The sequence below is a fragment of the Collimonas sp. genome (assembly GCF_035566375.1).
Lineage (GTDB): Bacteria > Pseudomonadota > Gammaproteobacteria > Burkholderiales > Burkholderiaceae_D > Collimonas.
Window position 1 is genome coordinate 42,451 of the sequence record NZ_DATMRK010000019.1, and the last position, 24,910, is coordinate 67,360.

Consider the following 24,910-nt stretch of genomic DNA (forward strand, 5'->3'; position numbering starts at 1 on the left):
ATTGAGACATCATGTATCCTGATGCGTGGCCGTCAAATGACACTGTACTGTGCGGAGTTTGCAATGGATAAAAACCTGACTGGCGTACCTCATGCAGTGAATCTGTCGCAACGCGCGGCGCACCACGGCCATCGTGGCGCCGTCATGTGGCTGACTGGTTTGCCGGCCTCCGGTAAATCCTCTCTAGCGATGGCGCTTGAGCATGCGCTGACGGGACTGGGATATTCCTGCTACGTGCTGGATGGCGACAATATACGCAAGGGCCTGAATGCGAATCTCGGTTTCAGCCCCGAGGATAGAACCGAGAATATCCGGCGTGTGGGCGAGGTCGCCGCATTGTTTGCCGATGCCGGCCTGATCTGTATTACCGCTTTCATTTCCCCTTATCGCGCCGATCGCGCGCGTGCCCGGCAATCCTGCGGGGAGGGGTTTCATGAAATTCATATCTCCGCCGATCTGGCGACCTGTGAATCGCGGGATCCTAAGGGTTTATACAAGAAAGCGCGTTGCGGCGAATTGCGGGAATTTACCGGGGTCAGCGCACCCTATGAAACACCCGAGCAGCCGCAACTTGTTATCGATACAACCCGTGAAGATGTTCCGACGAGCGTCAAGAGGCTGATGGCGTACGTGGAGCGCAATGTGCCGCTTGACAGAAAATTAGCCTCTCCCGAAAATTCCACAACCGCAGCAAATTCATAACAAGCATAGATTGCATGAGCACATTCCCGCGCAGGTGTTACAAAGCCTCTGGACGAATTGCCGTTGCAGCGCCATTCCGGTTGCTGTGGCTAGGGGCGCTGCCGACGGCGGTGCTGGCGGCGATTTATACGCTGGTCATTCGTTACAATCCGTTCATTTATTTGTCGTGTATTGCCACTGTCTTATTCGGTGTCAGCGTGGCCTTCATGGCTTCAATGGTGGCGGAGGACGGTAAATCGCGTTCGATATATTTCGATTTTTTTGCAACCTCGACCTTAGTGTTGTTTGCCCTATGGGTGCATTGGCTGACCTGGATCACGCTCACTGTCGATGGCGGCGGCGATCTGGCCAGGCGGTTGTTGCTGGCTGGGCCCGTCACGTGGGGCGATGCTTTGCAGGATATGTCTCGCCACCATCATCTGACGCTTGCGCGCCGAGTTTCTAGTCAGGTTGCGGAAGCAACGTCAGAGAACATGCTATGGCTTTGGGGTGTCGAAGCCAGCCTCATCACTCTCACGGCTCTAGTCTGTTGCAAATGGCTTGGCGCGGAACGGGTGTATTGCGATCAGAGCGGCGCGTGCACCAAGGTGGATTTGCATCTCGTGATCGCCTCGAAAGTCAAGGAGGCGGTAGTCACACTACCTCAGATCGGCGCGCATCAGAAATATGGCCTGGAACTGGCGACCCGTTTCGGCGAATGGCTGGCAATCAATAAGCGGTTTTATATCAGCCATCGGGATTCCAGTTGCATGGGTTTTGAATTCATGCCGGATGGCAGCGTTTTGTATCGCCGATACGACGACGGTTCGTCATGGACTGATTCCGAAAAGTGCTTCGTTACAATGGACGAATTTGTGCAGTGGTTGGCACAAAAAAGCGATCGCATCCTGGCAGTGGAATGCTCTGGCGGGACCAACCCTGTCACTCACAAACGTATCCAGTCCGCGTTATCTGGTCAGGTGGATTCGTCGGGTTATTAAACCAGAGGTGCTGATTCAAAGTAATTATTGGCAAAATGGCAAGTGTGAATTATGAAAATCCGCTTGCCGGCAAGCACTGGATAAATGTACAGTTATGCGTCGCTGCCACTTATCCGCCATGCCAAGTTCAACCATCCTCGATAATCCCGCTTCCAGTCCTGCGCTCAGTGGCGCCGACGACGCCGGCAGCGATCCCTTTGCCGGGCTCAATGCGCAGCAGCGCAGTGCGGTAGAACACGATAGCGGGCTGGCGCCGCATGCCGTGCGACCCTTGCTGATTATCGCTGGCGCCGGTTCCGGCAAGACCAATACGCTGGCGCACCGGGTGGCGCGCCTGATCATCAACGGCGCCGATCCGCAACGCATCATGCTGCTGAGTTTTTCGCGGCGCGCGGCGCAGGAAATGGAGCGGTGCGCCGGCCAGGTGCTGAGCCGCGTACTGAAAACCCAGGGCCGGGCAGGCGGCTTGCAGATCACCAGCTTGCCCTGGGCCGGCACCTTCCACAGCATCGGCGCCAGGCTGTTGCGCGAATACGCCGGCCGCATCGGGCTGGAGCCGTCGTTCACCATCCATGATCGCGGCGATTCTGAAGACATGCTGGGACTGGTGCGCCATGAACTGGGCTTCAGCAACAGCCACAAACGCTTCCCGATGAAGGGCACCTGCCTGGCGATTTATTCGCGGGTAGTCAACAGCCAGGATTCGCTCGGGGCCGTGTTGCAGAACATCTTTCCCTGGTGCGCCGAGTGGGAGCCGCAACTGAATGCCCTGTTCGCTGCCTACGTCGACGCCAAGCAAGCGCAAAACGTGCTCGATTACGACGATCTGCTGCTGTTCTGGGCCGAGCTGGCGGCCGACGCCGAGCTGGGCGCTGAAGTAGGGGCGCGTTTCGATTACATCCTGGTCGACGAATATCAAGACACCAATCGCTTGCAGGCCGCGATCCTGGCCGGCATGAAGCCGGACGGCCAAGGCGTGTGCGTGGTGGGCGATGATGCCCAGGCCATCTATTCCTTTCGCGGCGCCACGGTGCGCAATATCCTCGATTTTCCGCAACAGTTCAGCCAGGCTGCCACGGTGGTCACCCTGGACCGCAATTACCGCTCTACGCAAGCGATTCTGGATGCTTCCAACGCCGTCATTTCTGCGGCGGTTGAACGTTACGCAAAGAATTTATGGACCGATCGCAGCGGCGCCGGCAAGCCGCAACTGGTATTGATTTCGGACGAGGCGCAGCAGGCGCAATGGGTGCTGAATAAAGTCCTGGAGCATCGCGAGGGCGGCCTGGCGCTGAAATCGCAGGCAGTGCTGTTTCGCGCCGCCAGCCACAGTGCGGCGCTGGAACTGGAATTGGTAAGACGGAATATTCCCTATGTGAAGTTCGGCGGCTTGAAATTCCTGGAAGCCTCGCACGTGAAGGATTTGTTAGCGATTTTGCGCTTTGCGCAAAACCCCGGCGGCCGTCTGGCGGGGTTTCGGACGATGCAATTGATTGCAGGCGTCGGGCCGGCGACGGCGGCAAAAATCCTCGATAGCATCAGCGCTGCTGCCGATCCGCTAGCCGCGATCGAAGCGTTTCAGGCGCCGTCCAGCGCCGCTGCCGCCTGGTCGGATTTTGTGGTGTTGTACCGCGCCTTGCGGACGGAGCCGGTGTGGCCCGCCGATATCGAGCTGGTGCGCGACTGGTATCTGCCGCAGCTGGAACGCTTGCATGAAGACGCCGAAGTGCGGGCTCAAGACATCAGCCAACTGGCGCAGCTGGCAGGCGCTTACGGTTCACGCGAACGCTTCCTGACCGAGATCACGCTGGATCCGCCGCAGGCCACCAGCGACCGCTCCGGCCCGCCATTGCGCGATGAAGATTACCTGATTCTCTCCACCATCCATTCCAGCAAGGGCCAGGAATGGCAATCGGTGCATCTGTTGAATGTGGTGGATGGCTGCATCCCCTCCGATTTGAGCACCGGCAGCAATGGCGACATCGAAGAGGAGCGGCGCCTGCTGTACGTTGCCATGACGCGCGCCAGGCAGCATTTGCACCTGGTGGTGCCGCAACGTTTCTACATTAAACAGCAAAGCGCCGGCGGCGATCGTCATGTGTACGCCAACCGTACCCGCTTCATCACCAATGCCATGCTGACGCATTTTGAGCAGAGCGTCTGGTCCAGCGCCGAGCAGCTTGAGCAGCGCACGCCGGTGCCTGACAGCGTCAGGATGCTGGTGCGGGAGCGGGCGCGCAAGGCCTGGGGCAAGGTCGCTTAAGGCTGGCTCTACAAACTCTGTCAACCCCGCGAACGCGGGAATGGTGCAACAGGAGTTATTCGAGGCCGCCTTAAGTTAGTCTTGGCGACTCGGCTGCTAGGGTTTCAGGATGGCCTGATAATATTCAACGCCCTGTCGCAGGTGTAAGTTGAAGTCGAATCCCTGCTTCAGCATTTCATTGAAGTCTGCCAGCCGGATCTCCATCACGTAACTCTCGGTGGCCGCCACCAGGCGCGAGGCGACTGTCGCCGCATGCACTGTGTCGGCGCCATACCATTTTCCGGGATCTGCATGCCCTACGCGGTACTCGCGGCTGCCGGTCTCGATTTGCCAGCTGCCGTCAAGCAGTACCCAGAAACTGCCGGCGTCGCTATCGCTGCGGGCGATAAGATTGCCTTTGGCGGCTTGCCATTCCTTCGAGTGGTCGATGACCCATTGCAGCTGCTTGCGGTTGAGGCCGGTAAAGAACGGTGTCTTGGCTAGCAGGTGCAGATAGGTGATGGATGGCTTCATGCTGCCTCCTTGTAACGCAGCGGCTTTCGGGCTGGCCGCCGCTGTCAGCTGTGGGGGCGGTTGCTGGATTGCTTGCAGGGCCGCACTCAAGCGTTCACCCGTGGACTGAGCAAATCTTCCAGCCCGATGCGTCGAAACATCTCGCTACGCACACGATCGGCGACGCCGTTGACGATCTCGCAGCCGTCTTGCGAAGGATCGACGTGGGTGCGGAAAGGACGGCTGCCGAAGGGCATGCCGATGACCGCGACGATGGCGTCAGCGACGCTTGCCGCATCGGCGTCGGCGGGCTCTAGCGCCGCCAAACCTTGCAGCGCCTGCTGCGGCACGCCGGCATACGGGCCATCGTCATACTCAGCGGCACGCGCCATATCAGCCGGTGCGCCGGAATGAGCGAAGTGATTGGTGCCCTTGGTGAAGGCGCCAGGCACGATGATCGACGTCTCAATACCCCAGCGCGCCAGTTCCCCGGCATACGACCCCGCTAGCGAATCCATGGCTGCCTTGGCCGCGAAGTAGGGCGACAGATAAGGCGGCGTGCCGCCGCGTGCGCTGCTGGAAGAAATCCACACGACCAGACCTTTGCCTTGTTTGCGCAGTTGCGGCAGGGCGGCGCGATTGACGCGCTGGGTGCTCAGCACATTGATGTCGTAGAGCTGGGCGAACTGCTCTGGCGTAAACGCTTCGGCCGGGCCGAAGGACATGTGACCGGCGTTGTGGATCACCACATCGAGCCGGCCGCAGTCGGCAATGATCCTGGCAATGCCGGCGTCGACCGATGCACTGCTGGCGACGTCGAGCTCGACGCTGCGCAGATCGACCTTGTGCTCGGCGCCGTAACGCGCCACTGCGGCAACTTGGGGCGCGTTACGGCCTTGGGTCTCGCGCATGCTGGCATAGACGGTATGGCCGGCGTCGGCAAGTGCGCGGGCGGCGAGGGCGCCGAAGCCGCTGGAGGCGCCAGTAATGACAATGACTTGTTGCATGATGTTTTCCTTTCGCTGATGTCGAAAAGTGATGTGCTGTCAGGTTTGCGGATGATCAGATGATGCCGCCGTTGGCGCGCAAGACCTGACCGTTGATCCAGCCGCCGTCGGCGCCTGCCAGGAAGGCAACAGTGGCGGCGATATCCTGCGGCTGGCCGAGGCGCTCAAGCGGCGCCAGCTTGGCCAGGCGATCAACCACTTCTTGCGGTTTGCCGTTGAGGAACAGCTCGGTAGCGGTCGGCCCTGGGGCAACGGCGTTGACCGTGATGTTTTTACCGCGCAGCTCTTTGGCCAGGATGCTGGTCATTGCTTCCACCGCTGCCTTGGTAGCGGCATACACGCCATAAGTGGGTTGCAGCATGCCGACCACGCTGGACGAGAAGTTGACGATGCGGCCGCCATTGCGCAGCCGTTTGGCGGCTTCGCGCAGGGTGTTGAAGCTGCCCTTGAGATTGATGGCGACCTGGCGCTCGAAACTGGCGTCGTCGGTGTCGCCGATCGTGGCGTTGAGCATGATGCCGGCATTATTGACCAGCACGTCGACCCCGCCGAACGCCTGTTCTGCCGCATCGAACATGGCGCGCACCGCTGCCGGATCGCTGACGTCGGCTTGGACTGCGATAGCCTGGCTGCCTTGTTTAATCAGTTGTTGCACCAAGGCCTCGGCAGCTGCGGCGCTACCGGCATAGTTGACGACGACGGCAAAACCATCGCCGGCCAGCCGTTGCGCTACCGCTGCGCCGATGCCGCGTGAGGATCCGGTGACGATGCTTACTTTTGCTTGATTCATTTGAAGCTCCTTGAGGTTGGTGTGAGCGCTGTCAACGTTGTTATCGTTGTTTAAGTAGCCGCCCTTGATTTCCGGGGAATTAGTGTGCCGGGCAGTGAATGCATCATGACGGTTAATTCTGAATGGATAAACTGGCTAAAAGTGCTAACACTATTCAATAATTACCAACAATCACATTGGTATGAAAGATTGGTTGCTCGATCTGCTCAAGAGGGGGAGCTTGGGTGCTAGAGGTGGGGAGTTGTCGTGGTTGGCAGGCTGCTAAATCGAGTTCGGAATAAAACTCGGAATAAAACTCGGAATAAAACTCGGAATAAGCCCCGGAACAAGACCGGTAATGATGAATTACTGTTGCTGTAGGCAAATCCCTACAGGCTTTTGGGGATTGGCTGATTGATATTCAATCTGAATTTTCGGATGATGGCCGTCAAGCTGACATGCGACTTTAACGTCGCACAAGAAAAAGTACTCACTCTTGCCAGCCCGGCTTTGTTACTGCACTAAGCATAGTGTTTTCTTCAGGCAATGCGGAACCCTTGCTCTCTGCCATTTGCTAGCTGCTTCCCGCTTAGTTTTCCGTTTTGTCCACGCCATCAAGTAATCCCTTACGGCAAGTCACCGTCAATTTATATAAGACCAATCATGAATAGAGCCTACCGCACCGTTTACAACGAAACGCTTGGCGCCAGGGTTGCTGTCTCCGAAAACACCAAGGCGCGTGGCAAACGAAGCAGCACAAAAACGGCCACAGCAATAGCTGTATCGCTTGTATGGGGCGGGACGATGTTATCTGGCGTTGCGTACGCGGGTGGGGGGATCTATGTCAACGATAATAACGACAACACTTGCGCCCACGTTACAGATGGGGGAACTACAGGGGGAACAAGTGCGAACTGCAATCGCAGTACTGCAACGACGCAGACTAACCATATTCTCTTTTACCAATCAGGCGCAGGCGCTCAAGATCCTACAAATATTTCCGTTGGCGGGACGATCAACGTTAATAGCAAGGGATCTGTCATTAACGGATTGGATCTAGCGAACCAAAAACTGACAGGCGTGGCTGCGGGTACCGCAAATACAGATGCTGTCAATGTCAGCCAGTTAAATTCCTTATCCGTCTCAACTTCGACTGGCCTGAGCACGGCCAGTAGTAATGTGACGTTGCTGTCGACTTCAACTTCGACCGGCATCAGCACCAACGCCAGCAATATTGGTTCGTTGTCGACGGGGCTGAGTACGGCCACCAGCACGGCCACCAGCAACGTGACTTCCTTGTCCACTTCTGCATCAACCGGCATCAGAGCCGCTCAAATCGGAGTTGCATCGCTGTCTACCGGCCTCAGCACAACGATCAATTCACTTTCGACCGGGATTACCACGGGAGCACTTACCGTCACCGGCTTGACTACCACCAACGGCATCAACAACAGTGGTCAGAAAATGGCGAATCTTGCGGCAGGTACTGCAGCCACAGATGCAGTGAATGTCGGGCAATTGACGTTGTTGTCTACCTCGACCTCGTCCAGCGTTGCGTCGTTGTCGACCTCGACTTCGACCGGCTTAAGCACAACGAATAGCAATGTGAATTCGCTGTCGACCTCAACCTCTAGCGGCTTGTCCAGCAATACCAGCAGCATCAATTCGCTGTCGACCGGCCTCTCGATCAATACCTCAAACGTGAACTCGCTGTCGACCGGACTGTCGACGACCAATAGCAATGCGGCATCGCTCTCTACCTCGGCATCGACCGGAATTGCGTCCTTGTCGACCAGTTTGAGCCAGGTGACGTCGCTGTCGTCAGGCTTGCAGGGCATCACTACCGGTACAGCTTCGTTGTCGACGTCGCTGAAACCATTGGTGGATGGGGCAAATGCTGCTGCCGCCAATGGCGCAACCATCGGAGCGACGACCATAGGCGGCGCCAACAGCGACGGTACGGTGCAGACACGCGGCACCAGCGGCACGGTCATCAACAACGTGAACGCCGCTACCTGCGCTAGCGTCCATGGCGTGGATGCTAGCGGTTCCGGCCTGTGCGCCCAGGCGACCAAGGATGGCGCAACGGCTTTGGGTTCGAATGCGCAAGCGACCGATACCAACACCACGGCAGTGGGCTTCCGCGCCCTGGCTTCGCAAGCTGGTTCCGTGGCGATTGGCTATAACGCGCGGGCGACAGGTGATCCGACGGTGGCGATTGGCAATAACGCGCTGGCCTCGGGCAATGACGCCGTGGCCTTGGGCGCCGGGACGCAAGCGACCGGCAATAATTCGGTGGCGTTGGGCGCTAATTCTGTGGCCGATCAGGCCAATACGGTTTCAGTCGGCTCTGCAGGCAACGAACGTCGTATCACGAATGTCGCTGCCGGGGTCAATCCGACCGATGCGGTCAACGTTTCGCAATTGCGGCAAGTTGCCTCGCAAGTCGGCGATGTTCAGCGCCTGGCGTATAGCGGGGTGGCGATGGCCGGGGCGCTGTCTGGCCTGCCGCAAGTCGAGGCTGGCAAAACGTTCTCCTTGGGCGCAGGTATCGGCAGTTACGCCGGTTATACAGCACTGGCAATCGGCGCAAGTGCGCATGTGAGCCGCGATACCGTTGTCAAATTAGGGGTCAGCACCACTCCCGGTAGCCATAGTCTGTTCAATGCGGGGGTGGGTTATTCGTGGTAACCGGGTGGACGGCGGAGTGGACTAGTTACTTTGGCTGGTATCTGGAAACTGTATGGAAATAGCCCGATAAGTTGCAAATGAGGTTGCAAATGAGGTTGCAAATGAGTTGCGAATGAGTTGCGAATTAAGCACAAATAAAAATGCCTGTTTTCATACGAAAACAGGCATTTTGTTATCAATGGCAAACCGCCCGCGCTGTCCGCGCCATGTTCTCCAGCCAGATTCCCCAGTCAAATACTGCCTGACGCGCGGAGCGGGATCTGTGTATCAGTCGCGAATTTCCAAGGCGCGATTGAGGCTCAGCGCGGCCAGCGAGCAAGCTGCGCCGGACAGCAGGTAAAAGCTGACATAGGCCAGGCCGAAATGGGCGGAGAGACCAAGCGCCACCAGCGGCGCGAAGCCGGCGCCAACCAGCCACGACAGATCAGAGGTGAGAGCGGCGCCGGTATAGCGATACTTTGCCGGGAAATTGGCGGTGACAGCGCCCGCCGCTTGGCCATAAGACAGCCCAAGCAAGCTGAAGCCCAGCAGGATGAACAAATTCTGCCCAAACTCGCCACCGTTCATCAAGGTCGGCACAAAGGCGCTGAGCACGGCGATCAGGATAGCGCAGCTGCCGAGGGTGGTGCGGCGGCCAAACCGATCGGCAATCAGGCCGGAGGCGATCACGCCGAGCGCCATGAGCCCGGCGCCGATTACCTGGATGACCAGGAAATCGCTCAGCGAGCGCATCGAATACAGGGTGATCCAGGACAGCGGAAATACGGTAACCAGATGGAACAGGGCGTAGCTGGCCAATGCCGCCAAGGCGCCGATGATGACGTTACGCCCTTGCGAGCGGGTCATTTCGAGGGCGTTGGTTGGTTCCAGTTCGCGCTCATCGAGCAGATGGGCGTATTCCGGGGTCGACACCAGGCGCAAGCGGGCGAACAGCGCCACCACGTTGATGGCAAAGGCTACGTAGAACGGATAGCGCCAGCCCCAGTCAAGGAAGTCTTCGGTGGTCAGGTTCGACAGCAGGTAGGCGAACAGGCCGCCGGCAATCATGAAACCCACCGGCGCCCCCAACTGGCCCAGCATGGCGTACCAGCCGCGCTTGTTCTGCGGCGCATTCAGCGCCAGCAGCGAGGGCAGGCCGTCCCACGAGCCACCCAGCGCTATGCCCTGGCCGATGCGCAATAGGGAGAGCAAAACGATCGCGGCAAAACCGAGATGCTGGAAGGTTGGCAGGAAGGCAATGCCGGCGGTTGAAATCCCCAGGATGAAGAGAGCCGCAGTCAGTTTAACCTCGCGCCCGAAGCGTTTCTGGAGCGCCATGAACAGCACGGTGCCGAAAGGTCTTGCCAGAAAAGCAAAGGAAAAAATCACGAATGCGTAAAGCGTCCCCTCCAGTTGTTGCTCGAACGGAAAGAATACGGAGGGAAACACCAGCACGGAGGCCATGGCGTAGACGAAGAAATCGAAATATTCAGACGCGCGGCCGATAACTACGCCGATAGCGATCTCGCCCGGGGCGATTTTTTTATGATCCGATTTGGCGTTTCGAGCATCATTGACGCCCGAATGCGACGATAAATTGGTGGAAAGTCCGCCATTGTGGCTATGAGTGCTGGTCATCATAATTTTGTCTCTTAGTGGGTTTCTAATTAATGGCCATGCCAACCGGCCGTGTCGAACCCTTCCCAATGATAAAGTGTAGTGCTTCGCAAATCCTGACGCTCCATTACGCACGGAGCACTACAGTGGCAAGGGTAGGACAAAACGTCCAATCGCCAACGCATACCAGTGCGTGTACATTATCACGATCTGATAGTTTCGACGGGACTTTTCCTCCATGGTTTCACTCATATTTCGGCGCGGACTGCTCCTTCTCCCCCTCATTTTGCTGGCTGGCTGCGATACGGTGCTCATGAATCCGTCTGGCGACGTCGCCTCGCAGCAGGGCCATCTGATCGTTGTTTCCACTATTTTGATGTTGCTGATCATCGTTCCGGTGATTGCACTGACCATTTGGTTTGCCTGGCGCTACCGTAAAAATAATACCGCAGCACGTTACGAACCGGATTGGGATCACTCGACCCAGCTCGAACTGGTGATCTGGGGTGCGCCGCTGCTCATCATCATCGCCCTCGGCCTGATAACCTGGATCAGCACCCATACCCTGGATCCATATCGGCCGCTGTCGCGCCTGGATGCAAATCGTCCGATTCCTGCCGATACCAAGACGCTCACGGTTGAAGTCGTGGCGCTGGACTGGAAATGGCTGTTCATCTATCCCGAACAAGGTATTGCTACCGTGAATGAGCTGGCAGCGCCGGTCGATGTGCCGATCCGCTTCAAGATCACCTCATCGGCGATCATGAATTCGTTCTTCATTCCGGCATTGGCCGGCCAGATTTACGCCATGCCAGGCATGCAGACTTCGTTGAATGCGGTGATCAACCGGCCTGGTGAATTCGACGGTTTCTCGGCCAACTACAGTGGCGCCGGGTTCTCGGACATGAAGTTCAAATTCCACGGCATGACCGCAGAGAATTTCGAGCACTGGGTGCAAACCGCCAAGGCGGCAAGCGGGAAACTGGAGCGCGCCGATTACCTGCAGCTGGAAAAGCCTAGCCAGAAGGAACCGGTACGCTACTACGGCGCGGTTGACCCAAGCCTGTACCACGCCATCCTGAATCGCTGCATCGAGCCGGGCCAGATGTGCATGGACCAGATGATGGCTGCCGACGGCGGCCACAGCATGAACATGGCTGAAGAGCAGTCTGAACACAAGGCCCAGCACCATGACGCGCACCATGAATAATTGCTTGCAACAAGAGCCGGCAGCGCTCCGTTCTGCCTGCAGTGACGCTGCTGTAAGCGTCGCGTTTCACTTTTTCACCGGAAAGTAACGATGCTAGACCATATTGATCTGACCAAGCTGATCTTCGGCCGTCTCACCTGGGAAGCGATTCCCTATCACGAACCGATCCTGCTGGCGACCTTCGCCATGGTGGCGATCGGCGGCATCGCCGTGCTGTGGGCGCTGACCCATTTCCGCCTGTGGGGCACATTGTGGCGCGACTGGTTCACCAGTATCGATCACAAGAAGATCGGCATCATGTACGTCGTGCTCGGCCTCGTGATGCTGCTGCGCGGTTTCGCCGACGCCTTGATGATGCGCGCCCAGCAAGCCTTCGCTTTCGGCGATTCGGCCGGCTTCCTGCCGCCGCATCACTACGACCAGATCTTTACCGCGCATGGCGTGATCATGATCTTCTTCGTCGCCATGCCATTGGTTACCGGCCTGATGAACTACGTGGTGCCGCTACAGATCGGCGCGCGCGACGTTGCCTTCCCATTCTTGAATAACTTCAGTTTCTGGATGACTACCTTCGGCGGCGGCCTGGTCATGGCCTCGCTGTTCGTCGGTGAATTCGCGCGCACCGGCTGGCTGGCTTATCCGCCGCTGTCAGGCATCCTTGCCAGCCCGGATGTGGGGGTCGATTACTATATCTGGGCCTTGCAGATTGCCGGGGTAGGGACGCTGCTGTCCGGCATCAACCTGATTGCGACCATCGTCAAGATGCGCGCGCCCGGCATGAACATGATGAAGATGCCGGTATTCACCTGGACCGCCTTGTGCACCAACGTCTTGATCGTTGCCGCATTCCCGGTACTGACGGCGGTGCTCGCGATGCTGTCGCTGGACCGTATCGTCGGCACCAACTTCTTCACCAATGACATGGGCGGCAACGCCATGATGTATGTCAACCTGATCTGGATCTGGGGTCACCCAGAGGTATACATCCTGATTCTGCCAGCGTTCGGCATCTTCTCGGAAGTGGTCTCGACGTTCAGCAGCAAGCGCCTGTTCGGTTACACCTCGATGGTCTACGCCACCGTGGTGATCACCATCCTGTCCTACCTGGTGTGGCTGCATCACTTCTTCACCATGGGTTCCGGCGCCAGTGTCAATTCCTTCTTCGGCATCACCACGATGATCATCTCGATCCCGACCGGCGCCAAGATTTTCAACTGGCTGTTCACCATGTATCGCGGCCGCATCCGCTTCGAACTGCCGATGCTGTGGACCATCGGTTTCATGATCACCTTCGTCATCGGCGGCATGACGGGCGTGCTGCTGGCAGTGCCGCCAGCCGACTTCGTCTTGCACAACAGCTTGTTCCTGATCGCTCACTTCCATAACGTGATCATCGGCGGCGTGCTGTTCGGCATGTTTGCCGGGATTAATTTCTGGTTCCCGAAAGCCTTTGGCTACAAGCTGGATGATTTCTGGGGCAAGTGCTGCTTCTGGTTCTGGACCATCGGTTTCTACGTCGCCTTCATGCCGCTCTACGTGCTGGGCCTGATGGGCGTGACCCGCCGTCTCGGCCACTTCGAAGATCCGTCGCTGCAGATCTGGTTCCAGATCGCCGCGGTTGGCGCAGTATTGATCGCACTTGGCATCGCCTCGTTCGTGGTGCAGCTGATCGTCAGCTACCGCCGCCGCGATGCACTGCGCGATACCACCGGCGACCCATGGGGTGCGCGTACTCTGGAATGGTCGACTTCGTCGCCGCCGCCGGATTACAACTTCGCCTTCACGCCGAAGGTGTACGACAACGACGCCTGGACTGACATGAAGAGCCAGGGTTACACCCGGCCGCAAGCTGGCTTTGTGGCGATCCATATGCCGAAGAACACCAGTGCCGGATTCATCATCGCTGCGCTGGCTGCGGCCTGTGGTTTTGCGCTGATCTGGCAAATGTGGCTGGTGGCCGGTCTCGGCTTCGTCGCGATGCTGGCTGCAGTCATCATCCACACCTTCAATTACAACCGCGATTACTACATCTCGGCGGACGAAGTCGTCCGTACCGAGGGTGAACGCACACGCTTGCTGGGCAGCCATGTCTGAGATCACACAAACTTCCGTCGACGCCTTGAGCGCGAATGCGAGCTCGCGCTTTTTCGTGCGCGAGCATCATCCTGAAAACGGTACTTTGCTAGGCTTCTGGCTGTACCTGATGAGCGACTGCCTGGTGTTCGCCTGCCTGTTCGCGACCTATGCCGTACTCGGCCGCAATTACGCCGGCGGCCCGACCGGCGCTGAACTGTTCGACCTGCCGCTGGTGGCAGTCAACACGGCGCTGCTGTTGCTGTCGTCGATCACCTACGGTTTCGCGATGCTGGAAATGCAGCGCCAACGCAAGGGCAGCACCTTGGCCTGGCTGGCAGTGACCGGGATCCTGGGCGCCTGTTTTATCGGCTTCGAACTGTATGAGTTCGTGCACCTGATCCATGAAGGCGCAGGACCGCAACGCAGCGGCTTCCTGACTTCGTTCTTCGCACTGGTGGCCACCCACGGCTTGCACGTAAGCTTCGGCATCGTCTGGCTGATCACGCTGATGTTCCAGGTCAAGCGTCACGGCCTCACCCCTGAAAACGGCAGGCGCCTGATGTGCCTGTCCATGTTCTGGCACTTTCTGGACGTGGTCTGGATCGGCGTCTTCACCTTTGTCTATCTGATGGGAGTCTTGCCATGAGCGGGCATCAACAACATCCGGCACGCAGTACCGGCCACGACGATCACAGCGGCAGCCACGGTCACATGCATGCCGACCACGGCAGCCTCAAAAGCTATACCACCGGCTTCTTGCTGGCAGTGATCCTGACCGCAATTCCGTTCTGGCTGGTAATGGGCAAGGTATTCGACAAGTCCAGCACCACCGGCATGGTGTTGCTTGGCTTTGCCGCCGTGCAGATCGTTGTGCATATGGTGTATTTCCTGCACATGAATACCAAATCCGAAGGCGGATGGTCGATGCTGGCGCTGATTTTCACGGTGATGCTGGTATTCATCATGCTGAGCGGTTCGCTGTGGGTGATGTATCACCTGAACCACAACATGATGCCTGGCATGATGTCTGAGGAAACCGTGCCGGAATCGATACACGACATGTCTAACATGCCGAAAACGCATGATATGAGCGGTATGCACGATAAGCAGAAGATGCCCGGCATGTCCAATATGCAATGAAGCGGACGCCACGCGACACGGTGACGGACGTGGGCCATAAGGGCGCAGCATCAGTTGCTCCTCGCTCCCGCTCCACAACCGTGCTGCTGGCGCTGGCAATCTGCGGCGCGCTGCTGTTCGCCGCTTTTGTCGCTCTGGGCAGTTGGCAACTCAAGCGTCTGCAATGGAAACTTGATCTGATCGAACGGGTCGAGCAACGAGTACACGCGCCAGCCGTCGCCGCTCCCGGCCCCGAGCGCTGGCAGCAGATCAATGCCGACGCCGACGAATACCGGCGCGTGCGTCTCAGCGGCAACTTCCTGTATGCACTTACGGCCAAGGTTCAGGCTGTGACCGAACTAGGCAGCGGCTTTTGGCTGCTGACGCCGCTCCGTAGCGCGGATGGCAGCGTGGTGCTGGTCAACCGTGGTTTCATTCCTGCCAAGGCAGCCAGTCAGGCCGATCGTGTCGACGGCGCGGCGGCGCAAGCGGTTGTGGTTAGCGGGCTGCTGCGCATGAGTGAGCCGGGCGGCGGTTTTCTGCGTCATAACGATGCAGCCGCCGATCGCTGGTATTCGCGCGATGTGCAAGCCATCGCAGCGGCACGCGGCCTGTCCCGGGTTGCGCCTTATTTCATCGACGCCGACGCCGCTCCAGCCTCTGCCGCCCCGGCGGCTGACCAGCGAGCTGACTACATGCATCCGGTCGGCGGCTTGACGGTGATTGCCTTTCACAATAATCATTTGGTTTATGCTCTCACTTGGTATGCTCTTGCCTTGATGGTGGCGGCAGCCTGTTTCTGGGTTGGGCGCGAAGAGCGCAATCTGCGCCGCAACGCCAGTACCGGCGCCAGTGCCAGTGCCGAAGGTATCGACCGTGAAAGTGATGATGGCAAGTAAAATTGATATTCTTGCAAATACAGAAGAATTGAGGCAACGCTGGACGGTGGCGGCCGGCGTCGAACGGGCCGCCGGCCACAAGAACATGCTGCAGCTGATTCAGCTGCGCTGGATCGCCGTGGTTGGGCAGATCACCACCATCGCTATCGTGATCCTCGGCTTCGGCATCCAGCTGCCGCTGCCAAGTATGTTGAAGGTGCTGGCTTGCCTGGTGGCGTTCAACATCGCCAGCCATCTGCGCTGGCATGAGCGGCGCATGGCGACCAATGGCGAGTTGTTTCTGGCCTTGCTGGTCGACGTCGGCATCCTCACCGCACAGCTGTATCTCAGCGGCGGCACCACCAATCCTTTTGCCTTTCTCTATCTGCTGCAAGTGATTCTCAGCGCCGTCTTGCTGGAAACCTGGTCGACCTGGAGCATGGTCGCCATCACCAGTGCCTGCCTGGCCGGTTTGTCGCTGTTTTCCGAACCGCTGGCGCTACCGGTCGATCATGGCACGGGCGTATCCACTTTGTACGTGGAAGGCTTGCTGATTTGTTTCGCGCTGGATGCAGCTTTGCTGGTGTTTTTCATCACGCGCATCGGTCGCAATCTGCGCGCTGGCGACGCTCAGCTTGCCGATCTGCGCCAGCGCGCGGCCGAGGAAGACCACATCGTGCGCATGGGCCTGCTGGCTTCCGGCGCCGCGCATGAGCTCGGCACACCGCTGGCTACCTTGTCGGTCATCCTGGGCGACTGGCGGCGCATGCCCGAGTTCAACAAGAATAGCGAATTGCTGGCAGAAATCAGCGACATGGAGACCCAGCTGCAGCGCTGCAAAAGCATTGTCAGCGGCATCTTGCTGTCGGCTGGCGAGGCGCGCGGCGAATCGTCGGTAAAGACCACCATCAGCACGTTCTTGAACGACCTCGCCAAAGAGTGGTGTGCGACCCGGCCGACGGTATCCTTTGCTTATGAAAACCGAATCGAGCGGGATATGTCGGTGGCCTTCGATTCCGCCCTCAAGCAGATGATCTGCAATGTGCTCGACAATGCGCTCGAAGCTTCGCCGCAATGGGTGAGCCTGGAGGCCAACCGCGAAGGCGATGCGCTGATCCTGGTGGTGACCGACAGCGGCCCCGGTTTTGCACCGGCGATGCTGGCGCAGGTAGGCAAGCCCTATCAGTCGAGCAAAGGGCGGCCCGGCAGCGGCTTGGGGCTGTTCTTCGTCGTCAATGTCGCCCGCAAGCTAGGCGGCACCGTGACGGTCCGCAACCGCGAGCAGGGCGGGGCGCTAGTCCAGCTGACCCTGCCGCTGGCAGCAATAAGCCTTGAAGAGGAACCTGAACATGGCGGCTGATCGTCTGCTACTGATCATCGAAGACGATGCTACTTTCGCCCGCACCCTCGGCCGCTCGTTCGAGCGGCGCGACTATACGGTATTGCTGGCTGCGAACCTGGATGAGGCCGCCGTGCTGCTGCGCCAGCATTCGCCGGGTTATGCGGTAGTCGATCTTAAGCTGAACGACAATACTTCCGGACTGGCTTGCGTGCAAATGCTGCACAAACATGATCCCGCCATGCTGATCGTGGTGCTGACCGGTTTCGCCAGCATCAACACGGCGGTAGAGGCGATCAAGCTTGGCGCCTGCCAGTATCTGGCCAAGCCTTCCAATACCGACGATATCGAAGCCGCCTTCGGCCATGTCGCCGGTGCTAGCGAGATTGAACTGAGCACCCGTTCCACCTCGATCAAGACGCTGGAGTGGGAACGGATTCACCAGGTGCTGGTAGAGACCGGCTTCAATATTTCAGAAACTGCGCGGCGCCTGGGCATGCACCGGCGCACGCTGGCGCGCAAACTCGAAAAACAGCGCATCAAATAGGCACAGGCAACCACAATATGGGAGCTGCCTTGTAAGTAGCGCAACATGATTAACACTATAAGCAGCTTCCTCGGACCTGAAATGGACGAGGCGGCAAAAGCGGCTGATCGATTCAGCCATTTTCCATCTGCTTATGGAGTTAAATATCATGTCTGCTATCTTGTCTCAGCATCCTGTCAGCAAAGAAAATGAAGTAGAAGCTATCCCATTCCCACTGGTTCCGCTGGTTTATTTGCTGCCTCGGCAACCCAAAACCTTTCACCATTCGATCGATGTTTACCTGAAAGACTCGAACGCCACCGGAAATATTTATTTTGCGCGGCATTTCGAGTGGCAAGGGATTTGCCGCGAACGTTGGTTTTTCGAGTGCATTTCCGCCGACATGCTGCAATCGCTTGGGGTCTTTATAACCAAGGAGGCGCAACAGCAATATGTGTGCGAGACGTTTGCGTTCCAAAAGATCGAGTGCGAGGTGAATACTTTTGCCATCAAACAGTGCTCGTTTTCCTTGGCGTTTCGATTTCTGGTGGAGGGCAAGCTGGTCGCGACCGGCCATCAACAGATAGTTTTCGCCAACAAGGAGAAAAAAATCTCGCGGCTGCCTGAGCACATTCTTGAAAAAATCCGCCAGTATGAAGTCGAGAAAGCGGTATAGCAGCTAGCTTGGCTTGATCTAGAGCCTGCGCGGAGGAGGGACTGCAGCATCTTCCTCCGCTTGCTGCAGTTTAGATGCTGCAGGCGAAACATCCGATGCGTTTGGCAGCACCGGGAATTCCAGGGTAAATGTCGTATATTGTCCGGCCACAGAATCGCACAGGATGCGGCCGCCGAAAGACGCCATCACGCGATGGCAAAAGGTGAGCCCGACACCGGTGCCGTCGCCTTCTTTCGTCGTAAAAAAACCATCGAAAATATTCGGTAGCGCATCTCCTGCAATGCCCGTTCCCGTATCCCGAAAGTACAGGCGATTGACGTTCTTGCCGCGCGCCGTCGATATGCTGATCTCACCCTTGCCGGCAATCTTGATTGCGTACAGCGCATTTTTCAGCAGGTTAAAAAATACCAATATCAAGAGCGTGTCCGAGCCATAAAACCGAAATTCTTCGGTAGCGCTAACAACAATGTGTTCGCGATCCTGGCGGTCGTAGGTGTAACGATCAATGGCCTCGGCCAGGCAAAGCCCGATGTCGTGCTGGGCAAAACTGGCCTTATCGATCTGATCCATCTTGATAGAGGCAAGCATCATATCCAGCACCGCACTGGTGCGGTCCACTTCATGGGTCAGCGTTTTTCCGATGGTGGCGAGATAGTTCAGAGCGAACGGCGGCAGCGTGGGTTCGCAAAGATTATTCGCAACGGCCAGGTCATAGCTGTGCAAAAGTGTCGGTATGTATTTGTTGATGCCTTGCGCCTGGTTACGGATGGAGAGCAGCGGCGTGCGCATTTCGTGGGCAACACTGGCGGCAATCGCCATCGGATTGAACAGGCCGTATTTCACGATCGCTACGGTGATGATGCCAAGACTGACGGCAATGAACAGCACGCCAGGCGGATAAAACTCGAAGCCGTAATTGCACAGGTAATCGATCGCTGCAAAAAAATAGGTGAGTAGGCCGGCGATGCACAAGCGCAGCCGAATGCGCTTGTTGGGCGGTGCAATTTTTTGCTGGCGGAAAGTGATATACAGGCCGCGATTGACTACCACTACCGTTTGCAGCACATGAATCGGATGGAGCAAGCCCGCCCTGGGATAGTAGCCCCAAAAATATTCATAGAAACCGGCAACGAAGAGATCGCTTGTGACCAGGAAAACCGCCAGGATCGAGGCGATCCCATAAGAGAGATAAACCAGATGGCGCTCTTTGGGGCTATCCGAGACTTCAGTCAGGAAGTGGTACAGGCTGGTCGGCAAAAACAGGATCAGCAGATAGCCGAACTTGATCAGGAACATCGCCAGCCCCGGCGTGTGAACCTGAAATAACACAGCCCAGGTACCCTGCCAAAACGCAGAAATGATGCACAACGCGGAAAAACTGATGCCGATACGGGTAAAGCCTTGCGTGCAAACTACGTACAAGCCATAACCCAGGAATACGGACGCGACTAAGGCGGGCAATATTGAGTACATTGGCAATGTTTAAGGGTGAGTATCCATATGGTGAAGCCGATAAAAGTTGGCCATTACATAACTCATGACGCCGCCTCAAGTCTGACCTGAATATTATGCGCAAACACACATGCGCAAACCACGCGATTCCTGATACGAGGAATAAGTTGCAGTACGGCAATATATCATTCTCGTGGCACGAATGCCATTTTACCGATGGATTATAACTACCGATTCTGACTGGCTTCGATTCGGCGTGACGCAAGATGCCGGCTGCACTGCGATTCTGCCGATCTGGCAGTGCTGACAGGTGTGCAATGGCCGCTGGTTGATTTACATCAAAGTGCTTGCCGCCTGAGCCGTTTATGCTGTCCCCGATAGATGTGGTTCATCCCATCGCCGGAGCCAGCACATGTTAACTTTAGAAAAATCGATACCCGCAGCCGATGCCCTTGCATTTGACGCCGCCTTGCTGCGCAAGCTGGATAAGCTCGGGCCGCGTTACACCTCTTATCCGACGGCAGACCGGTTTTCTCAGGAATTCAGCGCGGACGACTATTTGCACGCGGTCGCAGACCGGCACGGCATGGGCGCAAGGCATGCCTTGTCCTTGTATTTGCATATCCCGTTTTGCAGCACGATTTGCTATTACTGCGCCTGCAATAAGGTGGTCAGCAGAGATCTTAGCAAGGCGGCGCTCTATCTGAGCTATCTGAAGCGCGAGATTTCCATGCAGGCTGCCTTGTTTGAAGGCATGAATCAGGTCGAGCAACTGCATTTCGGCGGCGGCACACCGACTTTCCTGACGGACCGCCAGATGACGGACCTGCTCGCGCATCTGCACCAGAATTTTCAATTCGCGCCTGACCAGCAGGGTGAATATTCGATAGAAGTAGATCCGCGCACGGTAACGCCGAAGCGCATCGTCACGCTGCGCGGCCAAGGTTTCAATCGGATCAGCCTGGGCGTACAGGATTTCGATCCGGCCGTGCAGCGGGCAGTGAATCGTCTTCAGCCAGAGGAAGAAACGCTCAGGATCATCGATGCAGCGCGCTACGCCGGCTTCCGTTCGGTCAGCATCGATCTGATCTATGGCTTGCCCAAGCAAAACCTGATGTCCATGGCGCAAACGCTGAGCAAGGTGATCGCCGCCGCGCCGGACCGGATTGCCATCTATAACTATGCGCACATGCCGCATCTGTTCAAGCCGCAGCGGCGGATTGCCGAAAGCGATCTGCCGACGCCGGACGCCAAGATCGACATGCTGTTCCTGTGCATCAAACGCCTGACCGAAGCCGGTTATGTGTACATCGGCATGGACCATTTTGCCAAACCTGAGGACGATCTGGCGATCGCCCAGCGGCAAGGGCGTTTGCACCGTAATTTCCAAGGCTATTCGACTCATGCCGAAGCTGACCTGGTGGCCTGCGGCGTCTCCGCCATCAGCGCGGTCGGCGCCAGCTACAGCCAGAACGAGAAAACCCTGGAGGCGTATTACCAACACATCGATCAGCAAACATTGCCGATTGCGCGCGGGGTCCGGCTGAACATGGACGATCTGTTGCGGCGGCTGATCATCCAGCGCCTGATGTGCGATTTTGAGCTGTCGCTGGCGGCGATCGAAATCGCACATCCTATCGTTTTTGCCGACTATTTTGCAAACGAGCTGGCGCAATTGAAGCTGCTGGCGGCGGACGGTTTGCTCAAACTGGATGATGAATGGATCAGCGTGACCATGAAAGGGCGGCTGTTGATCCGCAATATCTGCATGGTGTTCGATCGCTACCTGGAAGCGGAGCAGCGGCCCTTGCGTTATTCGAAAACCATTTAGGCCGGTTGCAATGTACTTGGAACAGGTATGAACCTGCTACCGATTTTCCTGATCGGCATGCTAGGCAGTATCCATTGCGTCGGCATGTGCGGCGGGATTGTCAGCGCCTTGTCGGTGGTGGCGATGCCATCCGCGCGGGTAGTCCCTTTGCAGCTGGTGGCTGGCGACGGCGCAGCAGTTGCTTCAGGTCCGAGCTACTTCCAGTCGCTATCGCGTGTGCTGGCCTACAACAGCGGCAGGCTTGGCAGCTACGCCCTGGCCGGAGCGCTAGCCGGCGGCCTGGCGCAAAGCGTGCGTGTGTTTGCCTCGCTGGCGTCGCTGCAGATTGGCGCTTACTGGCTGATGAACCTGATATTGATTGCACTTGGCCTGCATCTGATGGACGCCTGGCGTGGCTTGAATCGGCTCGAAGCCTTCGGCCAGATCGTCTGGCGCCGGATCCAGCCTGCCATCAAATTATTCTTGCCGATGGATAACCCGGCCAAGGCTTTGATGCTGGGTGCGTTGTGGGGCTGGCTGCCTTGCGGCATGGTCTACAGCGTATTGCTGACAGCAATGCTGAGCGGCGATGCACTATCCGGCGCTAAGGTCATGCTGGCATTCGGCCTGGGAACCTTGCCGATGTTGTTCATGCTCGGTGTGCTAGGCCTGCGTTTGAAACGCTGGTCGCTAGCTCCTCGCCTGCGTATCGGCGGCGGCTTGATCGTGCTGTTGTTCGGGATAGCCGGCGTCGCCAGGTTAAGCAACGGTTTGTCGCTAGGGTGGCTTGATGCAATCTGCCTCAGTCCGGTGGGAGCAGGGCATTGAACGCTGCTTCGACGCCAATCGACGGCGACTGTTTTCATTGCGGCTTGCCCTTGCCTGCCGAGGCGGCAGAGCAGCGCTGGTCGGTCAGGATTGGCCAGGTTTTGGAAGCGATGTGTTGTCCTGGCTGCGCTGCGGTTGCACAGACCATCGTCGACAACGGTTGCGCCGACTATTACACCACGCGCACAGCTTTCTCCAGCCGCATCGACGGCGACGGCTTGGTTCCGCCCGAACTGCGGCTGTACGATGATGCAGACAGCTGCCGGCAATTCGCCAGAGCCTTTGAGAACTCTGCCGAATCGGGCGAGCCTCTATTGGAAGCCAGCTTTGCGCTGGAAGGCATACGTTGCGCTGCCTGTGCCTGGCTGATAGAACGGCAATTGGCGCGCCTGCCGGGCTTGCAATTGTTCAATCTGAATGTGGCGACCGAGCGCTTGCAGGTGCGTTGGAACCCGGCGCAATGCAAGCCCAGCGATATCCTGCAGGCCCTGCACCAGATCGGCTATAGCGCCTATCCATTCGACGCCGCCAGGCAGGGCGAGCAATTGCGCCGCGCCGCCAAACGCTTGTTCCGTCAAACCTTCATTGCCGGGCTGTGCATGATGCAAGTCATGATGTACGCAGCGCCCGCGTATTTCGCCGCGGCTGGCAGCATCGAGCATGACCAGCTCCAGCTGATGCGCTGGGCCAGCCTGCTGCTGACCTTGCCGGTACTGTGCTATTCGGCCCAGCCTTTCTTGCGAGGCGCCTGGATCGGTCTCAAGCTGCACCGTTTCGGCATGGATCTGCCGGTGGCCATCGGCATCGTGGCGGCATTTTCCGGCAGTGCGATAGCGACGCTGCGCGGCGCTGGCGAAGTGTATTTCGACACCGTCACCATGTTCGTCTTCCTGTTGCTGTGCAGCCGTTATCTGGAGCTGGCTGCGCGCCGCAAGGCGGCATCGACGCTAGAACGTTTGCAGCATGCCTTGCCGGATTGCGCAACCCGGCTGAGCGATTATCCGCACAGCATGCATGGCGACCTGGTTGCCGCGACCAAGCTGGCGGCGGGCGATGTGCTCCTGGTCAAGCCAGGCGAGGTGATCCCGGCCGACGGTATTTTGCTGAGCGGCGGCGGCAGCATCGACGTCTCCTTGCTGAGCGGTGAAAGCCGGCCTTTGCCGTGCGCGGCTGGCGCTGCCTTGCCCGGCGGCGCGGTCAATTGCGGCCAGGCCATAGTGCTGCGGGTGACGCAGGCAGTACACGACAGCACCTTGTCGGCCCTGCTCAAACTGGCCGAACAAGCGGCCCAGGCCAAGCCGCGGATTTCGCAATGGGCGGATCAGGTCGCAGCCTGGTTCGTAGCCGCCTTGTTGCTCTGTGCGCTGCTGGCGTTTTGCGCCTGGCAATGGCTGGAGCCGTCGCGCGCCTGGCCGATTGCAATTGCGGTGCTGGTGGTGTCCTGTCCTTGCGCCTTGTCGCTGGCGACGCCGTCAGCGCTGGCCGCCGCCACTGACCGCCTGCTGCGCAGCGGCGTGCTGGTGGTGCAGGCGCATGTGCTGGAAACCTTGCATAGATCGACCTATGTGATTTTCGATAAAACCGGCACCCTCACCAAAGGCAAACCGGTGTTGCGCGGGGTCGAGGCATATGACCACAGCATGGGCGAACGCTATCTGCAGATTGCTGCCGCGATGGAAACGTGCAGCGCCCACCCGTTGGGAGCCGCCATCGTCCAAGGCGCCGGCGCTACGCTCGACCAGACTTCAGTATTGCGTGCGGAGGCGATCTGCGAAACCGCCGGGCAGGGGATGCAAGCCATGGTCGATGGTGTTATTTACAGGCTCGGCTCGGCATCGTTTGTGGCCCAGCTTGCAGCTGTCCCCATGCCAGCCATGGCGCCACAGGATGCAGCGATGACGCCGGTGTTCCTGGGCCAGGCGGGCAGCTGGCTGGCGCGTTTCGACCTGGCCGACGCTATCCGGGCAGATGCACGCCAAACCATCGCCTATTTCCAAAGCTGCGGCAAGCAAGTGATATTGCTGAGCGGCGATGATTGGAAGATGGCGCAGCAGGTGGCGCGTGAATTGCAGATGGATGGCGCTTATGGTGAGTATTTGCCGGCACAGAAACTGGCGCTGGTGCAGGATTTGCAGCGGCGCGGCGAGGTAGTCGCGATGGTCGGCGACGGTATCAACGACGCTGCGGTATTGGGCGCCGCCGACGTTTCCTTTGCCATGGGCGCCGGCGCGGCCCTGGCGCAGATCCATGCGGATACGGTATTGATGACTGACCGTTTATCAGCAATCTCAGATAGCGCGAAGCTGGGAGAAAAAACCATGCGCGTGATCCGCCAGAATCTGGCCTGGGCTTCCATCTACAACTTGCTGGCGATCCCGGCTGCCGCACTGGGGCTGCTCAATCCCTGGCTATCGGCAGTCGGCATGTCGCTCAGTTCGGCGCTGGTGGTACTCAACGCACTACGTCTGCGTAACAAAATATAAGCAAGATATAAGC

21 protein-coding genes and 1 pseudogene are annotated in these 24,910 nt (G+C 58.1%); 16 read left to right on the forward strand and 6 right to left on the reverse strand.

Translation table 11 applies throughout. From position 1 onward, the window contains the following. The first annotated feature begins 63 nt into the window (after positions 1-63). The 3 genes from cysC (at position 64) to VNZ60_RS05215 (ending at position 3,945) form a co-directional block, all read left to right on the forward strand. Positions 64-702, forward strand: coding sequence for an adenylyl-sulfate kinase (gene cysC, locus VNZ60_RS05205; protein WP_325657360.1), 639 nt, complete (start codon positions 64-66; stop codon positions 700-702). 14 nt (positions 703-716) lie between these two features. Then, positions 717-1,682: a hypothetical protein gene (locus VNZ60_RS05210; RefSeq protein ID WP_325657361.1), complete on the forward strand. Its 966-nt coding sequence runs from the start codon at positions 717-719 to the stop codon at positions 1,680-1,682. 118 nt (positions 1,683-1,800) lie between these two features. Further along, on the forward strand, positions 1,801-3,945 hold the full coding sequence (locus tag VNZ60_RS05215) for an ATP-dependent helicase (RefSeq protein WP_325657362.1): 2,145 nt from the start codon (positions 1,801-1,803) through the stop codon (positions 3,943-3,945). A gap of 96 nt (positions 3,946-4,041) precedes the next feature. On the opposite strand, the gene VNZ60_RS05220 is transcribed toward VNZ60_RS05215, so the two are convergent. From VNZ60_RS05220 to VNZ60_RS05230, 3 genes are all read right to left on the reverse strand, one after another. Further along, on the reverse strand, positions 4,042-4,458 hold the full coding sequence (locus tag VNZ60_RS05220) for a cyclic nucleotide-binding domain-containing protein (protein ID WP_325657363.1): 417 nt from the start codon (positions 4,456-4,458) through the stop codon (positions 4,042-4,044). Positions 4,459-4,544: 86 nt separating this feature from the next. Beyond that, positions 4,545-5,444, reverse strand: coding sequence for an SDR family oxidoreductase (locus tag VNZ60_RS05225; RefSeq protein WP_325657364.1), 900 nt, complete (start codon positions 5,442-5,444; stop codon positions 4,545-4,547). 55 nt (positions 5,445-5,499) lie between these two features. Next, positions 5,500-6,234 (reverse strand): SDR family oxidoreductase, encoded by a 735-nt coding sequence (locus VNZ60_RS05230; RefSeq protein ID WP_325657365.1) that lies wholly within the window; start codon positions 6,232-6,234, stop codon positions 5,500-5,502. A 642-nt stretch (positions 6,235-6,876) separates the two neighbouring features. Between VNZ60_RS05230 and VNZ60_RS05235 the strand changes: the two are divergent. Further along, positions 6,877-7,740, forward strand: a pseudogene (locus VNZ60_RS05235) (ESPR domain-containing protein); the annotation flags it as partial. Here VNZ60_RS05235 and VNZ60_RS05240 read toward each other — a convergent pair. After that, positions 7,671-8,150, reverse strand: a complete 480-nt coding sequence (locus VNZ60_RS05240) for a hypothetical protein (protein ID WP_325657412.1) — start codon at positions 8,148-8,150, stop codon at positions 7,671-7,673. The pseudogene VNZ60_RS05235 and the gene VNZ60_RS05240 overlap by 70 nt on opposite strands. Between VNZ60_RS05240 and VNZ60_RS05245 the strand changes: the two genes are divergently transcribed. Next, a complete protein-coding gene (locus VNZ60_RS05245) occupies positions 8,095-8,904 on the forward strand; it encodes a YadA family autotransporter adhesin (RefSeq protein ID WP_325657410.1) in 810 nt (269 codons plus the stop codon). The two genes, VNZ60_RS05240 and VNZ60_RS05245, sit on opposite strands and share 56 nt — an antisense overlap. Positions 8,905-9,171: 267 nt before the next feature. Here VNZ60_RS05245 and VNZ60_RS05250 read toward each other — a convergent pair whose 3' ends face one another. Next, complete coding sequence (locus VNZ60_RS05250; protein WP_414648779.1) at positions 9,172-10,524, reverse strand: MFS transporter; 1,353 nt, start codon at positions 10,522-10,524, stop codon at positions 9,172-9,174. A 214-nt stretch (positions 10,525-10,738) separates the two neighbouring features. Here VNZ60_RS05250 and cyoA point away from each other — a divergent pair, with 214 nt between their 5' ends. The 8 genes from cyoA to VNZ60_RS05290 all read left to right on the forward strand — a co-directional run bounded on the left by cyoA (position 10,739) and on the right by VNZ60_RS05290 (position 18,324). Beyond that, a complete protein-coding gene (cyoA, locus tag VNZ60_RS05255) occupies positions 10,739-11,710 on the forward strand; it encodes a ubiquinol oxidase subunit II (protein WP_325657366.1) in 972 nt (323 codons plus the stop codon). 90 nt (positions 11,711-11,800) lie between these two features. Then, positions 11,801-13,804 (forward strand): cytochrome o ubiquinol oxidase subunit I, encoded by a 2,004-nt coding sequence (gene cyoB, locus VNZ60_RS05260; RefSeq protein ID WP_325657367.1) that lies wholly within the window; start codon positions 11,801-11,803, stop codon positions 13,802-13,804. Then, positions 13,797-14,432: a cytochrome o ubiquinol oxidase subunit III gene (cyoC, locus tag VNZ60_RS05265; protein WP_325657368.1), complete on the forward strand. Its 636-nt coding sequence runs from the start codon at positions 13,797-13,799 to the stop codon at positions 14,430-14,432. The genes cyoB and cyoC overlap by 8 nt, the downstream gene beginning before the upstream one ends. Beyond that, entirely contained in the window at positions 14,429-14,926 is a 498-nt protein-coding gene (cyoD, locus tag VNZ60_RS05270) for a cytochrome o ubiquinol oxidase subunit IV (RefSeq protein WP_325657369.1), read from the forward strand. Before cyoC ends, cyoD begins: the two co-directional genes overlap by 4 nt. Beyond that, on the forward strand, positions 14,923-15,804 hold the full coding sequence (locus VNZ60_RS05275; protein ID WP_325657370.1) for an SURF1 family protein: 882 nt from the start codon (positions 14,923-14,925) through the stop codon (positions 15,802-15,804). Before cyoD ends, VNZ60_RS05275 begins: the two co-directional genes overlap by 4 nt. Next, positions 15,794-17,143 carry an ATP-binding protein gene (locus tag VNZ60_RS05280; RefSeq protein WP_414648780.1) on the forward strand — a complete coding sequence of 450 codons (1,350 nt, stop codon included), beginning with the start codon at positions 15,794-15,796 and terminating at the stop codon, positions 17,141-17,143. The genes VNZ60_RS05275 and VNZ60_RS05280 overlap by 11 nt, the downstream gene beginning before the upstream one ends. After that, entirely contained in the window at positions 17,133-17,669 is a 537-nt protein-coding gene (locus VNZ60_RS05285; protein WP_325657372.1) for a response regulator transcription factor, read from the forward strand. Before VNZ60_RS05280 ends, VNZ60_RS05285 begins: the two co-directional genes overlap by 11 nt. A 148-nt stretch (positions 17,670-17,817) precedes the next feature. After that, positions 17,818-18,324, forward strand: a complete 507-nt coding sequence (locus VNZ60_RS05290) for an acyl-CoA thioesterase (protein WP_325657373.1) — start codon at positions 17,818-17,820, stop codon at positions 18,322-18,324. Between the two features lie 18 nt (positions 18,325-18,342). Here VNZ60_RS05290 and VNZ60_RS05295 read toward each other — a convergent pair whose 3' ends face one another. After that, complete coding sequence (locus VNZ60_RS05295) at positions 18,343-19,797, reverse strand: sensor histidine kinase (RefSeq protein ID WP_325657374.1); 1,455 nt, start codon at positions 19,795-19,797, stop codon at positions 18,343-18,345. Positions 19,798-20,188: 391 nt separating this feature from the next. Between VNZ60_RS05295 and hemN the strand changes: the two genes are divergently transcribed. The 3 genes from hemN to VNZ60_RS05310 are packed head-to-tail and all read left to right on the forward strand — an operon-like array spanning position 20,189 to position 24,897. Continuing rightward, complete coding sequence (gene hemN, locus VNZ60_RS05300; RefSeq protein WP_325657375.1) at positions 20,189-21,607, forward strand: oxygen-independent coproporphyrinogen III oxidase; 1,419 nt, start codon at positions 20,189-20,191, stop codon at positions 21,605-21,607. A 27-nt stretch (positions 21,608-21,634) separates the two neighbouring features. Beyond that, complete coding sequence (locus VNZ60_RS05305; protein WP_325657376.1) at positions 21,635-22,414, forward strand: sulfite exporter TauE/SafE family protein; 780 nt, start codon at positions 21,635-21,637, stop codon at positions 22,412-22,414. Beyond that, complete coding sequence (locus tag VNZ60_RS05310; RefSeq protein WP_325657377.1) at positions 22,411-24,897, forward strand: heavy metal translocating P-type ATPase; 2,487 nt, start codon at positions 22,411-22,413, stop codon at positions 24,895-24,897. The genes VNZ60_RS05305 and VNZ60_RS05310 overlap by 4 nt, the downstream gene beginning before the upstream one ends. Positions 24,898-24,910 lie beyond the last annotated feature (13 nt).

What these genes read in the sequence shown, in the direction of transcription:
- cysC (WP_325657360.1), top strand. Translation starts at nt 64, where the DNA reads ATGGATAAAAACCTGACTGGCGTACCTCATGCAGTGAATCTGTCGCAA.
- VNZ60_RS05210 (WP_325657361.1), top strand. Translation starts at nt 717, where the DNA reads ATGAGCACATTCCCGCGCAGGTGTTACAAAGCCTCTGGACGAATTGCC.
- VNZ60_RS05215 (WP_325657362.1), top strand. Translation starts at nt 1,801, where the DNA reads ATGCCAAGTTCAACCATCCTCGATAATCCCGCTTCCAGTCCTGCGCTC.
- VNZ60_RS05220 (WP_325657363.1), bottom strand. Translation starts at nt 4,458, where the DNA reads ATGAAGCCATCCATCACCTATCTGCACCTGCTAGCCAAGACACCGTTC.
- VNZ60_RS05225 (WP_325657364.1), bottom strand. Translation starts at nt 5,444, where the DNA reads ATGCAACAAGTCATTGTCATTACTGGCGCCTCCAGCGGCTTCGGCGCC.
- VNZ60_RS05230 (WP_325657365.1), bottom strand. Translation starts at nt 6,234, where the DNA reads ATGAATCAAGCAAAAGTAAGCATCGTCACCGGATCCTCACGCGGCATC.
- VNZ60_RS05240 (WP_325657412.1), bottom strand. Translation starts at nt 8,150, where the DNA reads ATGGTCGTCGCTCCGATGGTTGCGCCATTGGCGGCAGCAGCATTTGCC.
- VNZ60_RS05250 (WP_414648779.1), bottom strand. Translation starts at nt 10,524, where the DNA reads ATGATGACCAGCACTCATAGCCACAATGGCGGACTTTCCACCAATTTA.
- cyoA (WP_325657366.1), top strand. Translation starts at nt 10,739, where the DNA reads ATGGTTTCACTCATATTTCGGCGCGGACTGCTCCTTCTCCCCCTCATT.
- cyoB (WP_325657367.1), top strand. Translation starts at nt 11,801, where the DNA reads ATGCTAGACCATATTGATCTGACCAAGCTGATCTTCGGCCGTCTCACC.
- cyoC (WP_325657368.1), top strand. Translation starts at nt 13,797, where the DNA reads ATGTCTGAGATCACACAAACTTCCGTCGACGCCTTGAGCGCGAATGCG.
- cyoD (WP_325657369.1), top strand. Translation starts at nt 14,429, where the DNA reads ATGAGCGGGCATCAACAACATCCGGCACGCAGTACCGGCCACGACGAT.
- VNZ60_RS05275 (WP_325657370.1), top strand. Translation starts at nt 14,923, where the DNA reads ATGAAGCGGACGCCACGCGACACGGTGACGGACGTGGGCCATAAGGGC.
- VNZ60_RS05280 (WP_414648780.1), top strand. Translation starts at nt 15,794, where the DNA reads ATGGCAAGTAAAATTGATATTCTTGCAAATACAGAAGAATTGAGGCAA.
- VNZ60_RS05285 (WP_325657372.1), top strand. Translation starts at nt 17,133, where the DNA reads ATGGCGGCTGATCGTCTGCTACTGATCATCGAAGACGATGCTACTTTC.
- VNZ60_RS05290 (WP_325657373.1), top strand. Translation starts at nt 17,818, where the DNA reads ATGTCTGCTATCTTGTCTCAGCATCCTGTCAGCAAAGAAAATGAAGTA.
- VNZ60_RS05295 (WP_325657374.1), bottom strand. Translation starts at nt 19,797, where the DNA reads ATGTACTCAATATTGCCCGCCTTAGTCGCGTCCGTATTCCTGGGTTAT.
- hemN (WP_325657375.1), top strand. Translation starts at nt 20,189, where the DNA reads ATGTTAACTTTAGAAAAATCGATACCCGCAGCCGATGCCCTTGCATTT.
- VNZ60_RS05305 (WP_325657376.1), top strand. Translation starts at nt 21,635, where the DNA reads ATGAACCTGCTACCGATTTTCCTGATCGGCATGCTAGGCAGTATCCAT.